Here is a 23,571-nt window from a genome sequence, read left to right as displayed (position 1 = left end):
CTGTGATTCCCTTCGCAGGCAACTCCTGCGCGACAAGCTATACCTCCGATCACCATCAGCCAGCGAAAGGGAAATCGTCATGGCCAACGAAAGCATGCATCTCAGCACGGCAGGCTATGCCGCGCTGCGGTTCAACGAGGGAACCGTGATGCATTACTACAACGATCCGATAGGGACAATTGCACTTGGGGGATTGGCACTCTGGCCCATTATGGCCCGTGCACCGCTGAAGAATTGCGGCGGACCGTGACGCCGGCGCAGGTCAACGCCGTCCTGGCCGAACGCGCCCACGAAGCCGAACGCGAAGTCAGGAATATCGTCAGGGACCACGTTCAACACAAGGCAAGCGCTCGCTCCCGCAAATCACAGTGACATGGCTCGCGTCGCGGCTCACATGGCGAGAAACGTGATGGTGCATCCGCGTGATCGCAACGGCCATCCGACCGGCCCCGCACGCCTGAGTCCGGGTCTCGTTGCCCGCAGGCAGCGGGAAAACCGTCCCTTCCTGCAGAGGAACCCCTGATGCTGCGTCATGCGCTGCCGCTTATCGCCATGCTCGGCATGGTGACGCCTGCCATGGCGCAAACGCCCGCCGCCTCCATCGAGGATTTCCAGGGGCGCTGGCAAATCGCCGACGTCGTCGGCTACGCCGATACGAGCGATGGCATTCCGCTCGCAAAGGAATTGCTCGGGCAAACGGTTGTCATCACGACCACGAGCATCGACCTCAATGGCGAAAAATGCCAACCGGACGACGGCTTCAAGGTTCGCCAGGTTGCCGACACCACCCGCATGCTCAGCGAAAGCGCAGGTGCACACCCGGACGACGCGGAACTCCCGCCCTCGGTATGGATGCTTGATAGCAGCCGCTGCGCCCCGGTCTTCCTCCTGGGCAAGGATCGCATCGAAATAGATGTGATGGGGGTGTTCGTCCGCGCCTATCGCATGAAATAGACGCGGGATACCGGCATTGCGGATGCTCGCCGGTTGCTAGAAGCAAGCGGCCTCATGGCATTCGCCCTAATGGAACTGGTCGCTCGCCGGCACCCACGAGCTGCCCGACGGCGCCGGCAGCGCCGCCGGCCGGGTGGTCGGCGCAGCGTCGCAACCGGGTGGCAGCGGGCCGCCCGAGACGCGCGCCGCGGAACACAGCGCACCGTTGTCCAGCGCCACCGGGGCCGCCGGCGCGGGGGCGCTGGCGGGGGGCGCCATCTTCGGGATGGAGCTGTTGAGCGTGGGCAGGTTGAGCTTCTCGTAGGTCTTCGCGTCCAGCGCCCGGGCCGGCGGATCGGGGTTGCCGCAGCCCAGCAGCGCCACCGGCAGCAGCGGCATCGCCACGCACTCGATGCGCACGCCGCGCGGCAGGTGGAAGGTGTGCTTCACGGTGACCTTCTCCACCGCGTGGCGCAGCGCGGTGTCGACCGAGCTTTCGCCTTCCGGCGTCCAGTACTGGTCGAAGATGGTGGGCTGGTAGTGCGGCCCCTTGGTGCGGTGCTCCATGATCCGCGTGTCGCCGTGCGGCAGCAGCTGGATGTAGGTGCCCTCGGGGCTGCCCTGCGTGCCGTGGCCCTGCGCGCCGGTCACCTGCCCTTCGCCCGCCGTGGTCGAGGCGAGATTGCCCGCGCGCGTGACGCTGGACGGCGGCACCGGGCGGGTGGTGCCCTGCGGCTGGCCCGGCGTGGCGGTGTCGCGGCCCTGCGGCGTGGCGTCGGGCGCGCTGCTGGTCTGCGCCGTCGACGACGACGGCGAAGCCTCCGCGTTTGCCGCCTCGCGTTCCGCGGCGGCGGCCGGCGCCGGCGTGGACGGCGCCGCCTTCGCGGGCGCGGGCTCGGCGGGCTTCGCCGCAACCGCCTCGGCCGGCGCGGGCAGCGCCGCGGCCACCTTGGCCTGCGGCGGCTGGATCGCCAGTTCGGCGGCCGGCAGCGAGGGCGGCTCGAGTGCGACCGACGGCGCCTGCACGCGCGGCGTGGCCGGCGCGGCGTAGGCGGGCGGCAACGGCACGGCAGCGAGCTGGGCCGGGGCCACCCGGATGGTCGGCGCCTCGACCCGGGGCCGCTCGCGTGGCACCGTCGGCGCGGCGACGTCGAGCGTGGATTGCAGGTTCACCGTGGGCGCCGCGGGCGCGGGCAGCGGCACTGCCTGCAACTGCGGCGCCGGCGGCGCGGCCGGCTGTTCGGCGTGGCTGACCGCGGCGACGCTGGGCGGCGCCACGCTGGCCGGCACGGTCTTGTCCAGCACGATGCTGGGCGGGCTGGGCACGGCGACGGCGGGCGTGGGCAGCGGCGGCAGCGCCAGCGAGGCCGGCGGCGGCATCGGCCGCGTGCCTTCGGCCTGTGCCTTGCGCACCGGCTCGGGCTGGAAGCGCGGCGGCACCGGCTTCGGCGCCGGCGGCACCTCCAGGTGGATGTCCGGCGGCGGCGCGCTGACCGCGACCGGCTGCAGCGCCTGCGTCGGCGCCGGCCTGGGCACGCTCACCGGCGGCAGCGGCGCGGCCGCCGGCTTGGGCAGCGACGCGGCGGGCAGCGGCTGCGTCGCGATCACCGGCCGGTCGATCGGGGGCGCGGGCACCGCCGGCAACGGTTGCGCGGTGGGGACGGCCGTCGCGGTCTGTCGCGCGGGCGCCGCATGGACGAGCTGTGCCGTGGCGCGGTCGCGCCGGCGCGGGCCGTGGCGTTCCGGCGGCGTGCCGCGCACCGGCGGCGGGGGCGGCGGCTCGGGCTTGTTGTCGATCAGGCGTACGTGCAGCACGTTGCTGTAGGGCGTCTGCGGCAACTCGTCGGGCACGTAGGCCGGGCCGAGCACGGCACCGAGCAGGAAGACCAGGTGCACCAGCAGCGAGCCGACCAGCCCGGCGACGCGCAGCCCGCGCTCGCGCGGCTTCTCGCGCAGGCGGCCGCGGTAGACGATGGCGCGCAACGCCGCCTCGCGCGGCGATTCGATCGTCACGCGGGCAGGCCGGGCGGGCGGGTCCGGAGGCGGCAACGGCATGCGGCGCAGTGTAGCGGGCGGCGCGCGGTTTCCCGCACGCCGGCGCAAAGTTTTTCGTCGCCGGGCGGGCGCTCGAAAGACTGTGTGGGCATCTTCATCGGCGCGCCGCACGGGGCCGGCCGCACCCCGGCGGATCAATCAACCAGGTGGACGATCCATGGCCGGGCTGCAAGTTTGAAAAACGCGCAAACTCTCAACCGCCACCCGGATCGTTCCTGTGCTTGCGTTCCAGCTCGCGCATCCCGGCGTCCACGGCGCGGGTGGGCGTGTCCACCGGGCATCCGTGCGGCAAGGGCTTGCCGGCGCGATAGAGGGCGATGCACGCGTCCACGTCCGGCGCCTTCGGCGGATGCTGCGGCCTGGCCAGTGGCGCGGGCGCCATGTTCAGGCGCTCGTCGCCGTCGGTGGGCGGCGGCGGCGCGGGCGGGTCGCCGCCGCAGCCCACGGGCAGGATGAACAGCACGGTGGAGCAATGCACGCGCACGCCCTTGGGCAGGTGGACGGTGCCGGTCTTGGTGGTCTTTTCGATCACGTGGCGGATGGCGGTGTCCACCGCGCTTTCGCCGGGCGGCGGGAAATACGGGGCGAAGCGGGTGTCCTTGCTGCGGTATTTGTCGCCGGCGTCGTGCTTCAGGATCCGCGTGTCGCCGCTCTGCAGGCGGCCGGAGACGTAGGCCGGCGGCGCGCTGCTGGCCGGCGCCGGCGGCAGTTCCACCCGGCCCTCGCGGTCGTAGATATGCGCGGTCATCGCCTCCTGCTTCGTCGGCTCGGGAGCCGGCGTCGCGGCGGGCGGCGGCACGGCGCGCGGCACCGGGCGGCGGCGCGGCGGAGGTGCGGGTGGAGGTGGCGGAGCCGCCGGCGTTGCCGGCGTAGCGCGCTCGATCAGGCGCACCTGCAGCACCGACGCCGTCGTCGCCGGCACCTGCGGCATCGGCGTGGGACGCAGCTCGTGCACGATCAGCGCCCCCAGCAACAGGTGCAGCAGCAGGGTGAACGCCAGCCCCGTCCACAGCCGGCGCGGCTCGCGCGGTGACGCGCGCCAGTGCAGCCGGCGCAGCAGGGCCAGGCTGGCGGCGTCCAGCGGCGCCAGCCCGCGTGCCGAGGGCGGAAGGGGCGTCCAGCGGTGGTGTTCGACCTGGTCGGGGCGTTCGATGATTCGTCCTCGTCGTGGCCTGGCGCTGGCGATGCGGCGCGGCCGTTTCCTTGTACACCGGGTGTTGACCGCCCGGACCCCGCCGCGGTTCCGCTTCGCAGTGCAGCTTGACCCTGTCGCGCGCAGGCACAAGGCTATGCGCACGGCGCCCTGCGCCGTTCCCGCCATGACCGCCTCCGCGCCACGTGCGCAGGACGACCATGACGGCCCGCCACGCGCAGCCTCGTGCGGAGCCGTTCATGCCACGCGATGCCGCGCCCTGCCAAGGGAGGGACGTCTCGTGTCGTACAACACGGAAAGCATCCGCAACATCGCGCTCGCCGGCCACGCCGGCGCCGGCAAGACCACGCTGTTCGAGGCCTTGCTGCACGCCGGCGGCACGATCCAGGCGCAGGGCTCGGTGGAGCGCGGGACCACGCAGTCGGACACCGACGCGCAGGAAAAGGCGCGCGGCCATTCCATCGACAGCTGCATCGCCGGCATCGACCGCGGCGATTGCCACGTCAACCTGGTCGACACCGCCGGCTACAACGATTTCCGCGGCGGCACGCTGTCCGCCCTGGCCGCGGTGGAAACCGTGATGGTGGTGGTGAACGCCGCCAACGGCATCGAACACGGCACCCGCCGCATGATGGAACACGCCAGGGCGCGCGGCCTGGCGCGCGTGCTGGTGGTGAACAAGATCGACGCCGAGGGCGCCGACCTGGCCGCGCTGGTCGAGGCGCTGCGCGAGGAGTTCGGCCCCGAGTGCCTGCCGGTGAACCTGCCCGCCGACGGCGGCAAGCGCGTGCTGGACTGCTTCTTCCACGCCGACGGCGCCACCGATTTCTCCTCGCTGGCCGAGGCGCACCAGCGCATCCTGGACCAGGTGGTGGAGATCAGCGAGCGGCTGATGGGCGCCTACCTGGACAGCGGCGAGGAGGCGCTGACCCGCGAGCAGCTGCACGACGCCTTCGAGCAGTGCCTGCGCGAAGGCCACCTGGTGCCGGTGTGCTTCGCCAGCGCGCGCACCGGGGCGGGCGTGGCCGAACTGCTGGAGCTGGCCGGGCGCCTGCTGCCCAATCCCGCCGAGGGCAACCCGCCGCCGTTCCTGGACGGCGACGGCAAGCCGGTGGAGGTGCGGCCCGACGCGGACCGCCACGTCGTCGCCGACGTGTTCAAGATCGTCAACGACCCGTTCGTCGGCAAGCTCGGCATCTTCCGCGTGTGGCAGGGCACGCTGCGGCGCGACTCGCAGCTGTTCGTGGACGACGGCCGCAAGCCGTTCAAGGTGGGCCACCTGTTCCGCCTCGACGCAAAGAACCATCCCGAGATCGAGCAGGCGATCCCGGGCGACATCGCCGCGGTGGCCAAGGTGGAGGAGATCCATTTCGGCGCCGTGCTGCACGACTCGCACCAGCACGACCGCATCCACCTCGCCCCGCCGCGCTTCCCGCAGCCGATGGTGGGCCTGGCGCTGGAGCCCAGGCACAAGGGCCAGGAGCAGAAGCTGTCGAACGCGCTGGCGCGGCTGGCCGAGGAAGATCCCTGCCTGCGCGTCGAGCACCATAAGGAACTCAACGAGACCGTGCTGCGCGGGCTGTCCGAGCTGCACCTGAAGGTGATGCTGGAGCGCATGCGCGAGCGCTACGGCGTGGAAGCGGACATCCACCCGCCGCGCATCGCCTACCGCGAGACCATCGCCGGCCGCGCCGATGGCCACCACCGGCACAAGAAGCAGACCGGCGGTGCCGGCCAGTTCGGCGAGGTGTTCCTGCGCGTGGAACCGCTGGAGCGCGGCGCGGGCTTCGAGTTCGTGGACCAGGTGAAGGGCGGCACCATTCCCGGCCAGTTCCTGCCCGCCATCGAGAAGGGCGTGCGCCAGGCGATGGAGACCGGCGCGGTGGCCGGCTATCCGATGCAGGACCTGCGCGTCACCGTGGTCGACGGCAAGCACCATCCGGTCGATTCGAAGGAGGTCGCCTTCGTCAGCGCCGGCCGCAAGGCCTTCCTCGACGCGGTGGGCAAGGCGCGGCCGGTCGTGCTGGAACCGATCGTGGACGTGGAGGTGTCGATCCCCGAGGCGAACGTGGGCGACGTCACCGGCGGCCTGGCCGGCAAGCGCGCGCGCATCCTCGGCACCGACGCACAACGTGGCGGCGAGTTGTTGATCCGGGCGCAGGCCCCGCTGGCCGAACTCGCCGGCTACGCCACCGAGCTGAAATCGATGACCGGCGGCCGCGGCCGCTACAGCCTCGACCTCAGCCACTACGAACCGGTGCCGGCGCCGGTGCAGAAGCAGTTGAGCGAGGCATGGAAACCGCACGACGAGGACGACTGAGAGGTGTCCGCACACGGAACCGGGCGAAAGCATTCCACCTGCCGCCTCGAAGGGCCCGCCGCAAGCCCCCTCCCCTGCGTGCAGGGGAGGGTCGGGGAGGGGTAGGCAACCTCGCCGCGAGGTTTGACCCCCTCCCAACCTTCCCCTGCACGCAGGGGAGGGCCCCACCCGGCTGTCGGGAATAGTCCGGACGCCATCGTGAGTGTGAGCAAAGCCCGGGCATGCGCGCTCTGTGCGCATCCGCCCGCTCCGGGTAGGATCACGGCGAACCCGCCGCCGTATCGGTTGGCAGGCACCGGCGCGATCCGGTGCGCCTGTCGCCCTGACCCGATACGGGACATCGGCGGCATGGCCCACCCGGAGCGTGCGATGGCGGAACGGTTCGACCTGCTGGTCGTCGGCGGCGGCATCAACGGCGCCGGCATCGCGCGCGACGCCGCGGGACGCGGCCTCTCGGTCTGCCTGTGCGAACAGGACGACCTCGCCGCGCACACGTCCAGCGCCAGCACCAAGCTGATCCACGGCGGCCTGCGCTACCTGGAGCAGTTCGAGTTCGCCCTGGTCGGCAAGGCGCTGGCGGAACGCGAGGTGCTGCTGCGGCTGGCGCCGCACGTCACCTGGCCGCTGCGCTTCGTGCTGCCGTACCAGTCGCACCTGCGGCCGGTGTGGATGATCCGGCTGGGGCTGTTCCTGTACGACCACCTGGGCCGCCGCCGCAGCCTGCCCGGCTCGCGCCGGGTGAACCTGCGGCGGCATCCGGCGGGGCCGCCGCTGCGCGACGGGTTCCGGATCGGCTTCACCTATTCCGATGCCTGGGTGCAGGACGCGCGCCTGGTGGTGCTGAACGCGATGGACGCGCGCGAGCGTGGCGCCATCATCCTGCCGCGCACGCGCTGCATCGATGCACGCCGCGGTGACGACGGGTGGGAAGTGCGATTACAGTCGCGGCACGGCGACATCTCGACCGTCCGCGCCGGCGCCCTGGTCAACGCCACCGGCCCCTGGGCCGTGCGCTTCCTCGACGAGGTGGCGCACGTCGGCCACGACCATGCGCTACGCCTGGTCAAGGGCAGCCACATCGTGGTGCCGCGGCTGTTCGGGCACGACCACGCCTACATCTTCCAGCAGCCCGACCGGCGCATCGTGTTCGCCATTCCCTACGAGCACGACTTCACCCTGGTCGGCACCACCGACGTGGACTACCGCGCCGACCCCGCCGCGCCGCGCATTGACGAGGCGGAGACGCGCTACCTGTGCGAGGCGGCGAACCGCTACTTCCGCAGAAGTATCGCGCCCGCCGACGTGGCGTGGAGCTACAGCGGCGTGCGCCCGCTGCTGGAGGACGAGCAGAGCAGCGCCGCCAAGGTCAGCCGCGACTACCTGCTCGAACTGGACACCCATGGCGCGCCGCTGCTCAACGTGTTCGGCGGCAAGCTCACCACCTACCGCCGGCTGGCCGAGGAAGCGCTGGACCGCCTGGCATCGCAACTGTCCAAGGCCTCGCCGGCCTGGACCGCGCACGGCGCGCCGCTGCCCGGCGGCGAACGCAGCGACCTCGACGCGTACCAGCGCGAACTGCAGGCAGGCTACCCCTGGCTGCCCGCGCCGATGGCGTGGCGGCTGGCGCGCAGCTACGGCACGCGTTGCACGCGACTGCTCGGGCAGGCACGCTCGCTGCATGACCTCGGCGAACGCTTCGGCGCCGACCTGTACCGGGCCGAGGTGGACTACCTGCGTGAACACGAGTGGGCGGTCGACGCGGCCGACGTGCTCTGGCGCCGCAGCAAGCTCGGCCTGCGCCTCGACGACGGCGAGGCGGCGCGGCTGGCCGCCTATCTCGCCGACGCGTCCACCGCAGCGAACCAACCGATCGCCCGTACCCCGAGGAGCTGAGATGCCGAACCGCACCGACACGCCACCCGGCCGGACGTCGCGCCCCGCCGCGGGGATGCGGCCATGAGCCGCGCCCTGCTCGGCGAACTGATCTCCGAAGCCGTCGCCGTCTTCATCATCATCGCGCTGGGCGACTCGGTCGCCTGCATGTACGTGCTCTACGACCCCAGCCCCTACGCGGGTTCCTACTGGGGCGTGTGCATGGCCTGGGGCCTGGCGGTGACGCTGGCGATCTACGTCACCGGCTCGGTCTCCGGCACCCACGCCAACCCTGCGGTGACGCTGGCGCTGGCCGCGTTCCGCGGCTTCCCGTGGAAGAAGGTGCTGCCCTATTCGGCGGCCCAGGTGGTCGGCGGCTTCCTGGGCGCGTCCGTGGTCTACCTGCTGTTCTCGCCGGTGATCGACCACTACAACCAGGCGCACCAGCTCACCCGCGCGGCCGGCGGCGCGGCCGGTGTGTTCTTCACCCACCCGGGCCTGGCGGTCACGCCGATGCACGCCCTGCTCGACCAGGTGGTGCTGACCGCCTTCCTGCTGTTCGGCATCTTCGCGATCACCGAGCAGTACAACGAGATGGCGCCCAAGGCCAATTCGGGCGCGCTGATCATCGGCCTGCTGGTGGCCACCATCGGCGCCTCGATGGGCTACCTGGAAGCCTGGGCGATCAACCCCGCGCGCGACTTCGGCCCGCGCCTGTTCGCCTACCTCGCCGGCTGGGGTTCGTCCGCGCTGCCGTCGCCGGACCACTACTGGTGGATCCCCATCGTCGGCCCGCTGATCGGCGGCGTGGTCGGCGCCGCCGGCTACCAGTGGCTGATCCTGCCGTTCCTGCCGGCGCGCCAGCGGGCGCGGGAACAACCCGGTGCGGCGGGCGATGCGATCGATCCGTCGGCTTGATGCGACACGCGCTCCGGTATCACGGATGGCGACGACCTCTCCGGCTCGTCATCCCGGCGCAGGCCGGAGGCGCTTTATCAACAGACGAAGGTCGGGTCATCCAGTAGCGACCACGCTCGCTCAAGCCGTACGGCTACTGGATTCCGGCCTGCGCCGGAATGACGAGCCAGAGCGCGATGTCGCACAGCCACAGGTGTTCGAAATTATTCCGGACGGCCATGCGCTTCCGCGGGCATGACAGGTAAAGCACTTGGCGCGCGGGCATGGCTGCGCCACTCACCCACGACTTCACGGGAAGACCGGCATGGACAAGACCCACATCCTCTCGATCGACCAGGGCACCACCAGCTCGCGCGCGATCCTGTTCGACCGCGCCGGCCGCATCGCCGGCATCGCGCAGCGCGAGTTCGGGCAGGTCTTCCCGCAGCCGGGCTGGGTCGAGCACAACCCGCGCGAGATCATGACCAGCGTGCTCACCACCATCACCGAGGTGATGCACAACGCCCAGGTCGACCCGCGCGCGATCGCCGGCATCGGCATCACCAACCAGCGCGAGACCACGGTGGTATGGGACCGGGCCACCGGGCAGCCGGTGTACAACGCGATCGTGTGGCAGTCGCGGCAGACCCGCGGGATCTGCGACCAACTCCAGGCCGGCGGCTACGAGACGCTGGTGCGCGAACGCACCGGCCTGCTGATCGACGCCTATTTCTCGGGCACCAAGGTGAAGTGGATCCTCGATCGCGTGGAGGGCGCACGCGAGCGCGCCGCGCGCGGCGAGCTGCTGTTCGGCACCGTCGACAGCTGGCTGATCTGGAACCTCACCGGCGGCAAGGCCCACGTCACCGACCCCACCAACGCCTCGCGCACCCTGCTCTACGACATCCACCGCCAATGCTGGGACGACGAGCTGCTGGCCATGCTCGACGTGCCGCGCGCGATGCTGCCCGAGGTGCGCTCCAGCAGCGAGGTCTACGGCCACACCCTGGGCCAGCACTTTTTCGGCGAGCAGGTGCCGATCGCCGGCGTGGCGGGCGACCAGCAGGCCGCGTTGTTCGGCCAGGCCTGCTTCGAGCCCGGCATGGCCAAGAACACCTACGGCACCGGCTGCTTCATGCTGATGAACACCGGCGAGCAGGCGGTGGCCTCGAAGAACGGCCTGCTCACCACCATCGCCTGGGGCCTCGACGGCACGGTGGAATACGCGCTGGAAGGCAGCATCTTCGTGGCCGGTTCGGTGATCCAGTGGCTGCGCGATGGCCTGCGTATGCTGGGCAAGGCCAGCGACTCGCAGGAATACGCCGAGCGCGCCCGCAGCAGCGAGGGCGTGTACATGGTGCCGGCCTTCGTCGGCCTGGGCGCGCCGTACTGGCGCAGCGACGTGCGCGGCGCGGTATTCGGCCTGTCGCGCGGCACCAGCAAGGAACACTTCGTGCGCGCCGCGGTGGAGTCGATGGCCTACCAGACCCGCGACGTGCTGGCCGCGATGGAGAACGACGCCGGCCTCCGCCTGAAGGAACTGCGCGCCGACGGCGGCGCCATCGCCAACGACTTCCTCGGCCAGTTCCAGAGCGACATCCTCGACGTGCCGGTGCTGCGCCCGCAGGTGGCCGAGACCACCGCGCTGGGCGCCGCCTACCTGGCCGGCCTGGCCACCGGCTTCTGGGCCAGCCGCGAGGACATCGCACGGCAATGGGCGGTGGACCGCCGCTTCGAGCCGGCGATGCCGGCGGAACAGCGCGAGGCGCTCTACGCCGGCTGGCAGCAGGCGGTGCAGGCCACGCTGGGGTTCAGGGTCTGAATCCCTGCAGGGCACCGCGCCCGGCATCGCGGTACGGCGCGGGATGGCGAAGATGCCGGAGCCGATATACCCTGGCCCGAGGGTGTATCAGTAGCAGGAAGCAAGCTCTCAGCTCGACGACAAGGAGTAGCCATGAAGCGATCGACCCTGTTTGCCGCCGCATCGTGCGCGTTGCTGCTGGATGCCTTTGCGGTGGCGCATGCCGACCGGGCCGCCGATACCTCCGTCCATGCCACCGATGCCGCGTCCGCTGGAACCGGCACGCCTCCTCCTCCCCGGTCCAACCCGAAGATCCAGGGCATCCTCGAAGCGATGGATCATGCCTCGACCTGGGGGCATCCCGATCTGTTCGGCCAGTTCGCCGGCATGCGGAACCTGTTCGCCGGCAAGTACCAGGACGCCCTCAAGTATTTCAAGTACGGCGCGCGCTACGCCGACAAGCTATCGCAGCTCAGCATCGGGATGATGTATCTCCATGGCCGCGGCGTCCCGAAGGACCTCGCCACCGCCTGCGCGTGGATGACGCTTGCGTCCGAGCGCAATTACCCCGCCTACGTGCAGGCCCGCGACGGGGTCTGCGCCATGCTGTCCACGGCGCAGCACGACGAGGCCCAGGCACGGCTGGGCACGCTGCGGCGCGAGTACGGCGACGACATCGCCAAACAGCGCATGAAGCTGGCGCTGTTCGACGCGAAGAGGGCATTCACCGGGTCGCACACCGGCTTCGACTACGGCGTCCGGACAGCCGCCGCGACGGAGCTGGATGCCATGAAAGCGAAGACGGATTGCACCGGCCTGTCGCTCTTCCTCGGCGGCGTGGAAGTTCCCAGGGAAGGCTGCGGCACCTACGACCCGGCGCTGCTGGATCCAGGGAAATACTTCGCCGCACGCGACGCGCAGTGGTACGGCACGGTGACGATCGGCACGCTGCAGAAAGCCAGCGTGCCGGCACCCGGCCCCGGCGCGCCCGTGCCCGGGAAACCACCCGACGGCCCGGATGAATGATGGTCCGGTCGATTCCTGAGAGCCTGTTCACGATCTCCGCGTGGCCCGCGTTGCCTTGCTTTGGCCGCCAGGTGGGAGTGCGTGGCGCAGCGCCTGCCTGGCGGGCAGGCCAAGCCGCGCGCTGCCGCATGGCGGCCAAAGCAAGGCAACCCGAAGGGCCGGGTCTGTTTGCCCGCAGGCCGGTGTCATCGTTCAGTCGTGGACGGACGTCCCCCCCTCACTCTTCCTTGGCCTGCGTGCAAACAGCTCCCGGCGCGGGCTACGCGGAGATCGTGAACAGGCTCTGAGAGACGCTGACGCGCCACCTGCGCGCCCTTCACGCCGCGTGGCACGCGGGGCCCGCCAGCATGCCCGCATCGCGCCCGTGGGCGCTGGCGGCAGCGGAGACGACCATGCAGCACGACCGACGCGACGATTCCAGATGCGACGCCTTCGGCTACGACCACGATTGTGAGGAACGCAAGCGCCAAAGCGATGATGACGTGCGGCCACCGGCGGGCACCAAGGGCTACCCCGAGCCGCAACCGATACCGCGCAAGGGTCCGGCGAAGCACCGCCTGCCCGAAAGCGAGGCGCCGCATGAGCCGCAGAACTCGCCGGAGCACAAGCCCTTTCCCTCCTCGTGAACACACACCATCCGCGTGATGGGTACGGCACCGCGCTCTAGTTCGTCATTCCCGATGCAAGCCCATTGCTGTCCGGGATGATCCGGGGCGCTGCTGGAGAGTGAATGCCCAGGCCGTTTACACGAGATGCAGCAAGGGGGCGGCTTCATTTCTGGTAGCGACCACCCCTCCGGCTCGTCATTCCGCCGCGGGCCGGAGGCGCTTTATCAACAGACGAAGGTCTGGTCATCCAGTCACCGTGCGGCTTGAGTGAGCGTGGTCGCTACTGGATGACTCGCTGCGCTCGCCCCTTCGGGGCCGCCCTGCGGGCGTTCTGCGCACTGCGCGCTTGTCCGGCCTGCGCCGGGATGACGAGCAAATGCGCATGGCGGATAGGTACCGCACAGGTTGCGGGTGTTCGAAATTATTCCGGACAGTAGTGGGGCGCAAGCCGGGATGACGAGCCGGACAGGTCGTCGACACTGGAAATGAAGTCGTGCGGCACGAGCCCTCACGCCATCGCCAGCACCTCGATCAGCGCGCTGGCGAAGGCCGGGATGTCGTCCGGCTTGCGGCTGGTGATCAGCGGGCCGTCGCGCACCACCTCGCTGTCCTCCCAGCGCGCGCCGGCGTTCTCCAGGTCCTTGCGCAGCGAGGGCCAGGAGGTGAGCCGCCTGCCCTCGACCAGTCCCGCGTCGATCAGCGTCCACGGGCCGTGGCAGATCGCCGCCAGCGGCTTGCCGGTGCCGCCGAAGCGGCGCACCAGGTCGATCGCCTCCGGATGCAGGCGCAGCTTGTCGGGATTCATCACCCCGCCCGGCAGCACCAGCGCGTCGAAGCCGGCGATGTCGGCACCGTCCAGCGGCAGGTCCACGCGCACCTTGCCGTTCCAGTCGCCACCGCAGCCGCGGATCTCGGCGGCGTCGCCGGGGGCGATCACCTGCACCTCGGCGCCTTCCTGCTCCAGCAGGCGCTTCGGTTCGGTCAGCTCCGAATGCTCGAAGCCGTCGGTGGCGAGCATGGCGATGCGGCGGTTGCGCAGGCGGGGTGCGTTCATGGCGGCGTTCTCCGGACGGGCGCCACAGCATGGCGCGCGCCGCATCGGCGCCGCGTGCCGGAAACGTGACCGCAGGGTGAGCCGGTCAGCGCTTCGGCTTGAGCAGCGTCCCGGTGCAGTTCGGCGCGCCGCACAGGCACTTCCACAGCTTCTTCAGCCGCGCGGTGTGCGGAACGTCCAGGGTGATGCCGTAGTCGTAGGTGAGCTCCTCGCCCGGCCTGATGTTGCGGATCGCCTCGATCACCACCCGGTCCCGGCGCGGGTCGCCGCTGGCGCTTTCCTCGATCAGCGCGCGGCAGTTCGGCGCGCAGCTGTGGTTGATCCAGCGGGCGGTGTTGCCCTTGCGGTTGGCATCGACGATGTACTCGTCGTTGAGCGTGAACAGGAAGGTGTGGCCGGTCTCGCCGCCGTCGCCGTACAACTCGTCGGCCTCGGCGTGGGTCATCAGGGTGCCCTTGTACTCGATGACCTCCTCGCCCTTCCTGATCGGGGCGACGGCGAACACGCCATTGCCGTGGATGGGCGAGCGACGGGCGACGATGCGACGGGTCATGGCGTTCCGTGGATGCGGGTGGAATCGCCCATGATGCCTGCCGGCCGCGGCGATGGGAACCGCCGCGGCCGCTTGGACCTCGGCCCGCGCTTCGGCTAGGATTCAAACAATCGTTTGAGGTGCGCCATGAAACGACTGCTCCGCTGCATCGCCCTCGTCGCACTGGCCGCCGGCCTCGCCGCCTGCGGCCCGCCGCGCAAGAGCGTCTACCCGCCCACCATCACCATCCAGCAGATGGAGGTGCGGCCCGACGGGCTGTGGCACCTCACCCTGCGCATCCAGAACAACAGCTACACCGGCATGACCTTCCTCGCCATCGACGGCACGCTGCAGGTGGCCGATGGCGTGCCGGTGCGGCTGCATGCCGATTTCCGGCGCGACATACCCGCCCTGTCCGGCGACGTGACCACGCTCGACGTGCTGCCCACACCGGCGATGGCCAGGGCGTTGGCCGCCATCGCGGCGAAGGGCAGCGCCGGCTCGCTCGCCTATCGCGTCAACGGCAGCGTCCGGGCCACGCCGGAACAGGACCAGGGTGAGAAGAAGGCGCCGGAAACACGCGACTTCGACTTCCACGGCAACGACTGGCTCTCGCCGGTGCCGGGCATCCCCGATACGTACCGCTGATCACGCACCACACCGACAGGAATCCGCCATGACCCTCTACAAGGCCCCGCTGGACGACCAGCGCTTCGCCCTCTTCGACCTGCTCGGCGCCGAGGCCATCCTCACGACACTGCAGGGCGGCGAAGGCCACACCCGCGACCTGCTCGACGCGGTGCTGGAGGAGGCCGGCAAGCTCGCCGAGCAGGTGCTGGCGCCCACCAACGCGCCGGGCGACGCCGAGGGCTGCCATTACGACAAGGCCACCCGCACGGTCACCACGCCGAAGGGCTTCAAGGAAGCCTTCAAGGCCTTCGCCGAAGGCGGCTGGGCCGGCCTCACCGCGCAGGAGCAGTTCGGCGGCCAGGCGCTGCCGGGCGTGGTCGGCATCGCCACCACCGAGCTGTTCCAGTCCGGCAACCTGGCGTGGAGCCTGTATCCGCTGCTGTCGGAAGGCGCCTGCCACGCGATGGAGCTGCACGGCACCCCCGAGCAGCAGAAGACCTACATGATGCCGATCGTGGAAGGCCGCTGGACCGGCACCATGTGCCTCACCGAGCCGCAGGCCGGCTCCGACCTCGGCCTGCTGAAGACGCGCGCCGAGCCCAACGCCGACGGCAGCTATGCGATCAGCGGCACCAAGATCTTCATCAGCGCCGGCGAGCACGACCTGGCCGAGAACATCGTGCACCTGGTGCTGGCGCGCCTGCCCGACGCGCCGCCCGGCAGCCGTGGCATCTCGATGTTCATCGTGCCGAAGTTCAGGGTGAACGCGGACGGTTCGCTGGGCGAGCGCAACCCGGCCTTCGCCGGCGCCATCGAGCACAAGATGGGCATCAAGGGCTCGGCCACCTGCGTGATGAACTTCGACGGCGCCACCGGCTACCTGATCGGCCAGCCGCACAAGGGCCTGGCGGCGATGTTCACCATGATGAATGCCGCGCGCCTCTCCGTGGGCGTGCAGGGCCTGGCGCTGGCCGAACGCGCCTGGCAGAACAGCCTGAACTACGCGCGCGAGCGCCTGCAGGGCCGCGCGCTGTCCGGCGCGAAGTTCCCCGACAAGGCGGCCGACAACCTGCTGGTGCAACCGGACGTGCGCCGCATGCTGCTGACCCAGCGCGCCTTCGTGGAAGGCTCGCGCGCGTTGCTGTTGTACACCGCGCTGCAGACCGACATCGAGGCGCGCGCCGCCGACGAGGCCGAGCGCAGGCAGGCCGGCGAGCTGGTCGCCTTCCTGATCCCGATCGCCAAGGGCGTGGTCACCGAACTCGCGCAGGAGTGCACCAAGGAAGCGCTGCAGGTGTACGGCGGCCACGGCTACATCGGCGAGAACGGCATGGAGCAGTTCGTGCGCGACGCGCGCATCATCACGCTGTACGAGGGCACCACCGGCATCCAGGCCGCCGACCTGCTGGGCCGCAAGATCCTCCAGCTGCAGGGCGTGGGCTTCAGGCACTTCGCCGCCGAGATCGGCGCGTTCTGCAAGACGCACGCGGGCGACGCGAAGCTCGCCGCCTTCGTGGCGCCGCTGGGCGCCGCGCTGAAGGCATGGAACGAACTGACCCTCGCGCTGGCCCAGCGCGTGCAGGCCGATCCGGAGGAACTGGGCGCCGCCGCGGTGGACTACCTGTGGTACTCCGGCTACGTCACCCTCGCCTATTTCTGGGCGCGTGCCGTGGCGGCCGCCGAGGCGGGCAACCAGACCGAGGCGTTCAAGCAGGCCAAGCGCGACACCGCCGCGTTCTACTTCGCCCGCATCCTGCCGCGCACGCTGGCGCACAAGGCGGCGATCGAAGCCGGCGTGGCGACGCTGCCCGCGCTCGCCTGAGCCGGAGCCAGGCGCCCGGAACGCATCCGGGCGCCTGCCCGTCCCGTGACTTGCAGGCCATCCGCCCCGGAAGTTCCGGTGCCATGGTGCGCACCCGCCCACTCCCCCGGAGTCCCCGATGCAGCTGCCCGCCCTGCCCTTCACCGTGACCGACTGGAACAGCGTGCCGGCGACCCGCCACCCCGGCGAGACCGGCGAGGCCCTGTGGCGCACGTTCCAGGCCGGCGAGCTGCGCGTGCGGCTGGTCGAATACAGCCCGGGCTACCTCGCCGACCACTGGTGCGACCGCGGGCACGTGCTGTACGTGCTGGAAGGCGAGCTGCACAGCGAGCTGCGCGACGGTCGCCGCTTCGTGCTCACGCCCGGCATGAGCTACCAGGTCTCCGACCACGGCGACGCGGCGCACCGGTCGTCCACGCCGACCGGCGCGCGTCTCTTCGTGGTCGACTGAGAACCGGTCAGGGCCGTCGCGCGGCCGGCGCGACGACCGCCTGCGCCCGCTGCAAGTGCAGGTGCAGGATGCGCCGCAGCTCCAGGATCGCCGCGGGCGTCTCCTGCACGCTGTGCCAGGACGGGATCACCACTTCGGAAGCGGCGCCGGCCAGGTGCGCGCTGGCGTAGGGCACCACGCCGTCGCTGCTCTGCGCCAACGATCCGCGCGGCTTGTACAGGCCGATGATCGAGTGGTAGCGCACCTGCGGCGAGATCGGCAGCGTCGCGGTGGCGGCGATGAAGGGATCGGCGTCGCTGAGGTTGCCCACGCTGTTCGACACGTGGATGGGCGCGGCCTTGCCCGAGGCGTCCTGCAGCAGGTCGGAAATGCCGGCCACCTCCTGCAGCAGGCTGACCGGCAGCCGGATCAGCTCGGCCAGCCAGCGCGCCAGCCGGTGCCGTGCGAACGGCGTGCCGCGGTGCGGCGCGGCCAGGAATACCGCCGCGTCCACCTGCGGCATCGGCGAGAACTGCAGGTACGGCGCCAGCCGCTGGCGCAGCCGCGCGCGCCTCGCGGGCGACAGGTCGCGGCCGGCCGGGACCAGGCCCCACAGCCGGTCGCCGCTGGAGGACACCAGCAGGCGCGCGATCACGCCGCCCATGCTGTGCCCCACCAGCATCATGTGGTGCGTGGCACGCGCCGTGCCGGACGGGTCGAAATGGCGGATCGTGGCGTCCAGCGCCTGCCGGATGCGCGCCAGGTTCACCGCGATCGGCGCGTTGGTGGGGTAGTACACCTCCCACACCTGGTAGTTGCGGCGCAGCTGTTCGTCGCCCAGCACCTCGTTCGCCACGTTGATCCAGGCTTCCGGGCTGCTGGCCAGGCCGTGCAGCATCACCACCGTCATGCGGCCCGGGTCGTACGGCTGCATCAGCAGCACGCGCGGCTCGCGCAGGCCGCCCTGCCGGCCCAGCAGCGAACGGATCGACTGCATGGCAAAGCCCGAGCGCGCCAGCCACAGCCCGTAGGGCGCGGTGAAGTTGGCGCCCAGCGGCACCTCGCGTCCGGCGATGTCCACGCTGGCGTCGCGGTAGGGATCGCGCGCCAGCAGCTGCACCTGCTTCGTGGCCAGCACCTCGTCCAGCGTGTTGCCGCCGAACACCAGCACGCCGGTCATCGCGGCGAAGCGCGGCTCGCGCCATGGTGCGGCCGGCGCATCGGCCGCGCGCGGCGGCGCCACCGCCACGAAGTCGGAACCGAAGCCGTCGCGCCGGTATACGTTGCGCAGGCCCTTGAAGCGCAGCGCGGAGGCCGGGATCAGCTCCGCCGGCACGTCGCGCAGGTGCAGGTCGGTGTCCGGGCGCAGCACGGTCCAGCCCGCCAGCTGCGCCCGGCTCCAGCCTGCGCCGAGCTTCGGCAGCTCCTGGAACCAGCGTCCCACCACGCGCTCCACGGCGTAGTCGTAGAACGTGATCACCTTGGCCTGGCGCTGGTCGAACACGCGGCTGGCCGGCGTGCGCGCGGTGTAGAACAGGTAGGCGTAGGCGTAGCGCGCGCACTGCAGGTAGGCGTCCAGCGTGGCGTCGTCCATCGCCGGGCCGCGGTCGCCGCGCAGCGCGCGTCCCAGCCACAGCTCCGACAGCGCGGACAGCCGCCGCTCCTCGTCCAGGGCGGTGGAGTGCTCGACGATCCCGCTGCAGGTGTCGAAGGATTGCATGCACTGTTTCGCGCCCAGCGCGACCACGTTCAGCGCCTGCACCGTGTTGTCGCTGAGCTGGCCCGAGCCCAGCACGTCGGCGCGGCGCTCGGTCACCACGTCGTGCGGCTTGAGCTGGCTCACGCCCACCATGGCGCAGCCGCCCGTGCACAGCAGCAGCGCCGGCGCGAGCAGCCGCGCCAGTCGCCATGCCCAGCCCCGCGTGGTGGTTCCCTGCCTCATCCGGCTCCGTTCCGGTCTTCCCGCGGCGATTGTAGCCATCGCGCGCGGTGGCGTTGCCATCCGGCGCGCGACGCGGCAGGCTGGCGCATCGGCAACGGCCAGGACGGACGCGATGGGCAGCTTGCGGGCGATCGGCAGGGTGGTGTCGCTCGTGCTGGGCGCGCTGGTGGCATTCCTGTCCGGCGCCTGGGGCGCGCTGGCACTGTGGTACCAGTTGCCCGGCGGCGGCGTGCTGCGCGCACTGGGCGCCACGGCATGGATCGCGGCCGTGCTGTCGCTGGCCGCCGTGGCGCTGCTGCGCCGCACGTGGTGGCCGCTGGGCGGCTACGCGCTGATGTATGCGCTGCTGCTGGCGTGGTGGTCCACCATCGCGCCGACCCATCAGCGCGCGTGGGCCGACGACGTCTCGCGCCTGCTCACCGGCGAGGTGCACGGCAGCACGGTCACCCTGCACAACGTGCGCGACTTCGCCTGGCGCAGCGACGACGACTACGACGCGCGCTGGGAAACGCGGACCTACGACCTCGACCGGCTGGTCTCCGCCGATGCCGTGCTGTCGCACTGGGGCAGCAAGGCGATCGCCCACGCGATGATCTCGTTCGGCTTCGACGACGGCCGCCACCTGGTGTTCTCGGTGGAGATCCGCAAGCGACGCGGCCAGCGGTTCTCCTCCATCGGCGGCTTCTTCAAGGACTTCGAGGCGATCCTGATCGCCGCGCCGGAGCGCGACGTGATCCGCGTGCGCACCAACGTGCGCGGCGAAGACGACTATCTCTACCCGCTGTCGATGAGCCGCGGCGCGATGCGCGCGCTGTTCCTGTCCTATGTCGGCACCGCCAACCGGCTGGCGGCCACGCCCGAGTTCTACAACACCGTCACCTCGAACTGCACCACCGTGGTCTACCGCATGGCGCGCCAGCTCGATCCCGGCCTGCCGTGGGACGTGCGCCTGCTGCTCACCGGCTACCTGCCCGGCTACCTGTACCAGGTCGGCGCGCTCGACCACCGGCTGACGCTGGACGAATGGACCCGGCGCGCGCGCATCACCGAACGCGCGCGCGCCAGCCGGCCCGGCGAGGATTTCTCCGCGGCGATTCGCGCGCCGAAGCGCTGACCGCGCCGAAGCCTGAACAAAAGCCTGCTGCACACGATGCGATCGCGCTTTTTGTGATGCGTGCACGCAACGACGCAACACAAATTTTTCTTCTTGTGCAGGAAGCTGAACATCAGCGCAGCGACGGAGCCGCGAAACGCGCATGTGCGCGTCGACATGGGTTAGGTTCGAAAAGACAGCACACGACATGCTTTCCTCGAACGACCCGCGCCGCTGCTGTCATCGCGTCGCGGGCACCCACCAGGAGACACGCGATGAACATCCGCACCACCCGAACCGCCGTGCTGGCGGCAAGCCTCATGGCCGTGGGCCTGGCGGGCTGCTCGCAATACGTGAAGAAGGACGACTTCAACGCCGCCATCCAGCAGCTGCAGCAGAAGCAGCAGGACCAGCAGCAGCAGATCGACGCGATCAAGCAGCAGATGCAGTCGCAGTTCTCCAAGTACGACGCGCAGATCACCGCGATGCAGGGCCGCGTCAGCGTGGACACCGTGGCGCACTTCGCCTTCAACAGCAGCACCCTGAACGACCAGGACAAGCCCGCGCTGCAGAACTTCGCCGAGACCATGAGCAAGTACCACCCGAATGCGCTGATCACGGTGGAAGGCTTCGCCGATCCGGCCGGCTCGCGCGCCTACAACAAGCACCTGGGCATGGAGCGCGCCAAGGCCGTGCGCGATTTCCTGGTGCAGAGCGGCCTCAACGCCGACCAGGTGCGCGCGGTGAGCTACGGCGAGGATGCCGACCGCCAGGTCGCCAAGGGCGCCAGCCACGATCGCGGCGCCGACAACCGCCGCGTCTCGCTGACGGTGGATTCCGCCGGCACCGGCGCGGTCGCCTCGGCCGCTCCCTGACGAGCCCCTTCCCTGCGGAAACGAAAACGCCCGGCGGTGCCGGGCGTTTTCGTTTCCATCGTGCGCTTCGCGCATGCGGCCGCCCTCGCGGCCGCCCGGCGCAGTAAGCTGGACCGGTTGCATCCACCAAGGGGATCGACCGCCATGACACCGCGCCGCCTCGCCGCGGGGCTGAAGCCCGCGCTGTTCGCCTTCCTGCTTTCGGTTACCGGCATCCTGCCCGCACAGGACGCGCCGCCGAAATACCCCGACTATCCCAGCGAGACGCCGGCCAGCTTCAAGCCGGCCACCGGCGGTTTCGACTACGTCGAGCGCGACGTGATGATCCCGATGCGCGACGGCGTGAAGCTCAACACCGTGATCCTGGTGCCGAAGGGCGCGCAGCACGCCGGCATCGTGCTCACGCGCACGCCCTACGACGCGCACCAGCTCACCCACAACTTCATGAGCGGCCATCTCGAACCGCTGCTCGAGGGCTACGACAACGCCGCCGACGTGATCGCGGAGGACAGCTACATCCGCGTGATCCAGGACATTCGCGGCAAGTACGGCTCCGAGGGCGACTACGTGATGAACCGGCCGGTGCACGGCCCGCTCAACCCCACGCCAGTGGACGACGCCACCGACACGTACGACACCATCGACTGGCTGGTGAAGAACCTCCCCGAATCGAACGGCAAGGTCGCCACCATCGGCATCTCCTACGACGGCTTCGAGCCGCTGATGTCGCTGGTGCACCCGCACCCCGCGCTGAAGGCGGCGGTGCCGATGAACCCGATGGTCGACGGCTGGATGGGCGACGACTGGTTCCACCACGGCGCCTTCCGCCAGCAGAACCTCAGCTATATCTACGAGCAGGAGGCTAGCCGCGACAACAAGTACAAGTGGTGGACGAACTACCACGACGAGTACGACCTGTTCATGCACTACGGCTCCGCCGGCGCGCTGGCCGACGCCTACGGCATGCGCCAGCTCGGCTTCTGGGACAAGGTCCTCGCCCACCCCGCCTACGACGCGTTCTGGCAGCAGCAGGCGGTGGACAAGCTGCTCGCCGCGCAGCCGCTCAGCGTGCCGGTGATGCTGGTGCACAGCCTGTGGGACCAGGAGGACATCTACGGCGCGCTGGCCGTGTACCGCGCGATCAAGCCGAAGGACAAGACGGGCAACATGGTGAAGCTGGTGATGGGCCCGTGGCACCACGGCCAGGAGATCGCGGAAGGCAGCTCGCTGGGCGCGATCCGCTTCGGCAGCGATACCGCGAAGTACTTCCGCCAGCACATCCTGCGCCCGTTCCTCGCGCAGTACCTCAAGGATGGCGCGCCGAAGGCGGACCTCGCCCCGGTCACCGCCTTCCAGACCGGCACCGACCGCTGGCAGCGGCTGCAGCGCTGGCCGCTGGCCTGCGACAGCGGCTGCCCCGGCAAGGATCGCGCGCTGTACCTGCAGCCCGGCATGCAGCTCGGCTTCGACGCGCCCGCGGGCGGCACCGCCTACGACGAATACGTCTCCGATCCGGCCCACCCGGTGCCGTTCCGCGCGCGGCCGATCCAGCCGATCGGCTACGACCATGGCCTCACCTGGTCCGAATGGCTGGTGGACGACCAGCGCGAGGCCTCCGGCCGCACCGACGTGCTCAGCTACGAAACCGCGCCGCTGACCGCGCCGCTGGCCATCGCCGGCGCGCCCGTGGTGCACCTGGTCGCCTCCACCAGCGGCACCGACAGCGACTGGGTGGTGAAGCTGATCGACGTCTATCCCGACCAGGTGGCCGAGCAGCCCGAGATGGGCGGCTACCAGCTCGCGATGGCGATGGACATCTTCCGCGGCCGCTACCGCAACGGCTTCGACAAGCCCGCGGCGCTGACTCCCGACAAGCCGCTGGCCTACCGCTTCGACCTGCCCGCTGCCAACCACGTGTTCCTGCCCGGCCACCGCATCATGGTGCAGGTGCAATCGAGCTGGTTCCCGCTGTACGACCGCAACCCGCAGACCTTCGTGCCGAACATCTTCCTGGCCAGGCCGGCGGACTACGTGAAGGCCACCCAGCGCGTCTACCACGGGCCGGGCGAAGCCAGCTACATCGCGCTGCCGGTGACGGAGCCGTAACCTCCCTCTCCCCTCCGGGGAGAGGGCCGGGGTGAGGGGCCAACCTCGCGACAAGCTCGCCCTTGGAAACACTCCCGCGAGCACCCGCCCCTCACCTCGATCCTCTCCCCAAAGGGGAGAGGAAGCCAAAGCAGGCACCGCGAAGAATTGTGACGGAGCCATGATCTCCCCCTCTCCCCTCCGGGGAGAGGGCCGGGGTGAGGGGCCAGCCTCGCGACAAGCTCATTCTTGGAAGCGCTCCCGCAAGCACCCGCCCCTCACCTCAATCCTCTCCCCAAAGGGGAGAGGAAGCCAAAGCGGGCGATGTCCCCCTCCTCCCCGAAGGTGTTTAGCCCGGACACATGGTGGACAGGTGTTCGGGGACATGGTGGACACATCCAGACTTTGCATCGGTCAGTTCGGAGGAGGCGGCCGATGCCTTG

At 70.4% G+C, this 23,571-nt stretch carries 19 protein-coding genes; 14 read left to right on the top strand and 5 right to left on the bottom strand.

The window, feature by feature from the left end; genetic code table 11:
* The first annotated feature begins 79 nt into the window (after positions 1–79).
* The gene (locus tag QMK61_RS16630; protein ID WP_302073359.1) at positions 80–250 is read left to right on the top strand and encodes a hypothetical protein; all 171 of its coding nucleotides are present in this window, start codon (positions 80–82) and stop codon (positions 248–250) included.
* A 272-nt stretch (positions 251–522) separates the two neighbouring features.
* Positions 523–954 carry a hypothetical protein gene (locus tag QMK61_RS16625; RefSeq protein WP_302073358.1) on the top strand — a complete coding sequence of 144 codons (432 nt, stop codon included), beginning with the start codon at positions 523–525 and terminating at the stop codon, positions 952–954.
* 66 nt (positions 955–1,020) lie between these two features.
* Here QMK61_RS16625 and QMK61_RS16620 read toward each other — a convergent pair whose 3' ends face one another.
* Both QMK61_RS16620 and QMK61_RS16615 read right to left on the bottom strand, forming a co-directional pair.
* A complete protein-coding gene (locus QMK61_RS16620; RefSeq protein ID WP_302073357.1) occupies positions 1,021–2,946 on the bottom strand; it encodes a hypothetical protein in 1,926 nt (641 codons plus the stop codon).
* Positions 2,947–3,181: 235 nt separating this feature from the next.
* A complete protein-coding gene (locus tag QMK61_RS16615; protein ID WP_302073356.1) occupies positions 3,182–4,309 on the bottom strand; it encodes a hypothetical protein in 1,128 nt (375 codons plus the stop codon).
* 112 nt (positions 4,310–4,421) lie between these two features.
* Here QMK61_RS16615 and fusA point away from each other — a divergent pair, with 112 nt between their 5' ends.
* The 6 genes from fusA (at position 4,422) to QMK61_RS16585 (ending at position 12,683) form a co-directional block, all read left to right on the top strand.
* Positions 4,422–6,461, top strand: a complete 2,040-nt coding sequence (gene fusA, locus QMK61_RS16610; RefSeq protein ID WP_302073355.1) for an elongation factor G — start codon at positions 4,422–4,424, stop codon at positions 6,459–6,461.
* Between the two features lie 369 nt (positions 6,462–6,830).
* Positions 6,831–8,354: a glycerol-3-phosphate dehydrogenase gene (gene glpD / locus QMK61_RS16605; RefSeq protein ID WP_302073354.1), complete on the top strand. Its 1,524-nt coding sequence runs from the start codon at positions 6,831–6,833 to the stop codon at positions 8,352–8,354.
* Positions 8,355–8,417: 63 nt separating this feature from the next.
* On the top strand, positions 8,418–9,251 hold the full coding sequence (locus tag QMK61_RS16600) for an MIP/aquaporin family protein (RefSeq protein ID WP_302073353.1): 834 nt from the start codon (positions 8,418–8,420) through the stop codon (positions 9,249–9,251).
* A gap of 304 nt (positions 9,252–9,555) precedes the next feature.
* Entirely contained in the window at positions 9,556–11,052 is a 1,497-nt protein-coding gene (gene glpK / locus QMK61_RS16595) for a glycerol kinase GlpK (protein ID WP_302073352.1), read from the top strand.
* A 171-nt stretch (positions 11,053–11,223) separates the two neighbouring features.
* On the top strand, positions 11,224–12,057 hold the full coding sequence (locus QMK61_RS16590; protein ID WP_302073351.1) for a sel1 repeat family protein: 834 nt from the start codon (positions 11,224–11,226) through the stop codon (positions 12,055–12,057).
* 392 nt (positions 12,058–12,449) lie between these two features.
* Complete coding sequence (locus tag QMK61_RS16585; RefSeq protein WP_302073350.1) at positions 12,450–12,683, top strand: hypothetical protein; 234 nt, start codon at positions 12,450–12,452, stop codon at positions 12,681–12,683.
* A gap of 490 nt (positions 12,684–13,173) precedes the next feature.
* On the opposite strand, the gene QMK61_RS16580 is transcribed toward QMK61_RS16585, so the two are convergent.
* Together QMK61_RS16580 and QMK61_RS16575 are read right to left on the bottom strand one after the other, a co-directional pair.
* The gene (locus tag QMK61_RS16580) at positions 13,174–13,719 is read right to left on the bottom strand and encodes a type 1 glutamine amidotransferase domain-containing protein (RefSeq protein ID WP_302073349.1); all 546 of its coding nucleotides are present in this window, start codon (positions 13,717–13,719) and stop codon (positions 13,174–13,176) included.
* 85 nt (positions 13,720–13,804) lie between these two features.
* The gene (locus QMK61_RS16575) at positions 13,805–14,272 is read right to left on the bottom strand and encodes an SET domain-containing protein-lysine N-methyltransferase (protein ID WP_302073348.1); all 468 of its coding nucleotides are present in this window, start codon (positions 14,270–14,272) and stop codon (positions 13,805–13,807) included.
* Positions 14,273–14,398: 126 nt separating this feature from the next.
* On the opposite strand from QMK61_RS16575, the gene QMK61_RS16570 reads away from it, so the two are divergent.
* The 3 genes from QMK61_RS16570 (at position 14,399) to QMK61_RS16560 (ending at position 17,154) form a co-directional block, all read left to right on the top strand.
* Positions 14,399–14,899: a hypothetical protein gene (locus tag QMK61_RS16570; protein ID WP_302073347.1), complete on the top strand. Its 501-nt coding sequence runs from the start codon at positions 14,399–14,401 to the stop codon at positions 14,897–14,899.
* 28 nt (positions 14,900–14,927) lie between these two features.
* On the top strand, positions 14,928–16,703 hold the full coding sequence (locus tag QMK61_RS16565; RefSeq protein WP_302073346.1) for an acyl-CoA dehydrogenase C-terminal domain-containing protein: 1,776 nt from the start codon (positions 14,928–14,930) through the stop codon (positions 16,701–16,703).
* Between the two features lie 118 nt (positions 16,704–16,821).
* The gene (locus QMK61_RS16560) at positions 16,822–17,154 is read left to right on the top strand and encodes a DHCW motif cupin fold protein (RefSeq protein ID WP_302073345.1); all 333 of its coding nucleotides are present in this window, start codon (positions 16,822–16,824) and stop codon (positions 17,152–17,154) included.
* Positions 17,155–17,161: 7 nt separating this feature from the next.
* On the opposite strand, the gene QMK61_RS16555 is transcribed toward QMK61_RS16560, so the two are convergent.
* Complete coding sequence (locus tag QMK61_RS16555) at positions 17,162–19,075, bottom strand: alpha/beta fold hydrolase (protein ID WP_302073344.1); 1,914 nt, start codon at positions 19,073–19,075, stop codon at positions 17,162–17,164.
* A gap of 112 nt (positions 19,076–19,187) precedes the next feature.
* On the opposite strand from QMK61_RS16555, the gene QMK61_RS16550 reads away from it, so the two are divergent.
* From QMK61_RS16550 to QMK61_RS16540, 3 genes are all read left to right on the top strand, one after another.
* Positions 19,188–20,189 carry a DUF4105 domain-containing protein gene (locus QMK61_RS16550; protein WP_302073343.1) on the top strand — a complete coding sequence of 334 codons (1,002 nt, stop codon included), beginning with the start codon at positions 19,188–19,190 and terminating at the stop codon, positions 20,187–20,189.
* Between the two features lie 254 nt (positions 20,190–20,443).
* The gene (locus QMK61_RS16545; RefSeq protein WP_302073342.1) at positions 20,444–21,043 is read left to right on the top strand and encodes an OmpA family protein; all 600 of its coding nucleotides are present in this window, start codon (positions 20,444–20,446) and stop codon (positions 21,041–21,043) included.
* A gap of 144 nt (positions 21,044–21,187) precedes the next feature.
* Positions 21,188–23,149, top strand: coding sequence for a CocE/NonD family hydrolase (locus QMK61_RS16540; protein ID WP_302073341.1), 1,962 nt, complete (start codon positions 21,188–21,190; stop codon positions 23,147–23,149).
* Positions 23,150–23,571: the final 422 nt, after the last annotated feature.

The sequence above is a fragment of the Fulvimonas sp. R45 genome, from assembly GCF_030504985.1.
In the GTDB taxonomy this organism is placed as follows: Bacteria; Pseudomonadota; Gammaproteobacteria; order Xanthomonadales; family Rhodanobacteraceae; genus Rhodanobacter_A.
The sequence above is the reverse complement of the archived record's forward strand: the minus strand, read 5'-3'. Positions and strand labels throughout refer to the sequence as shown.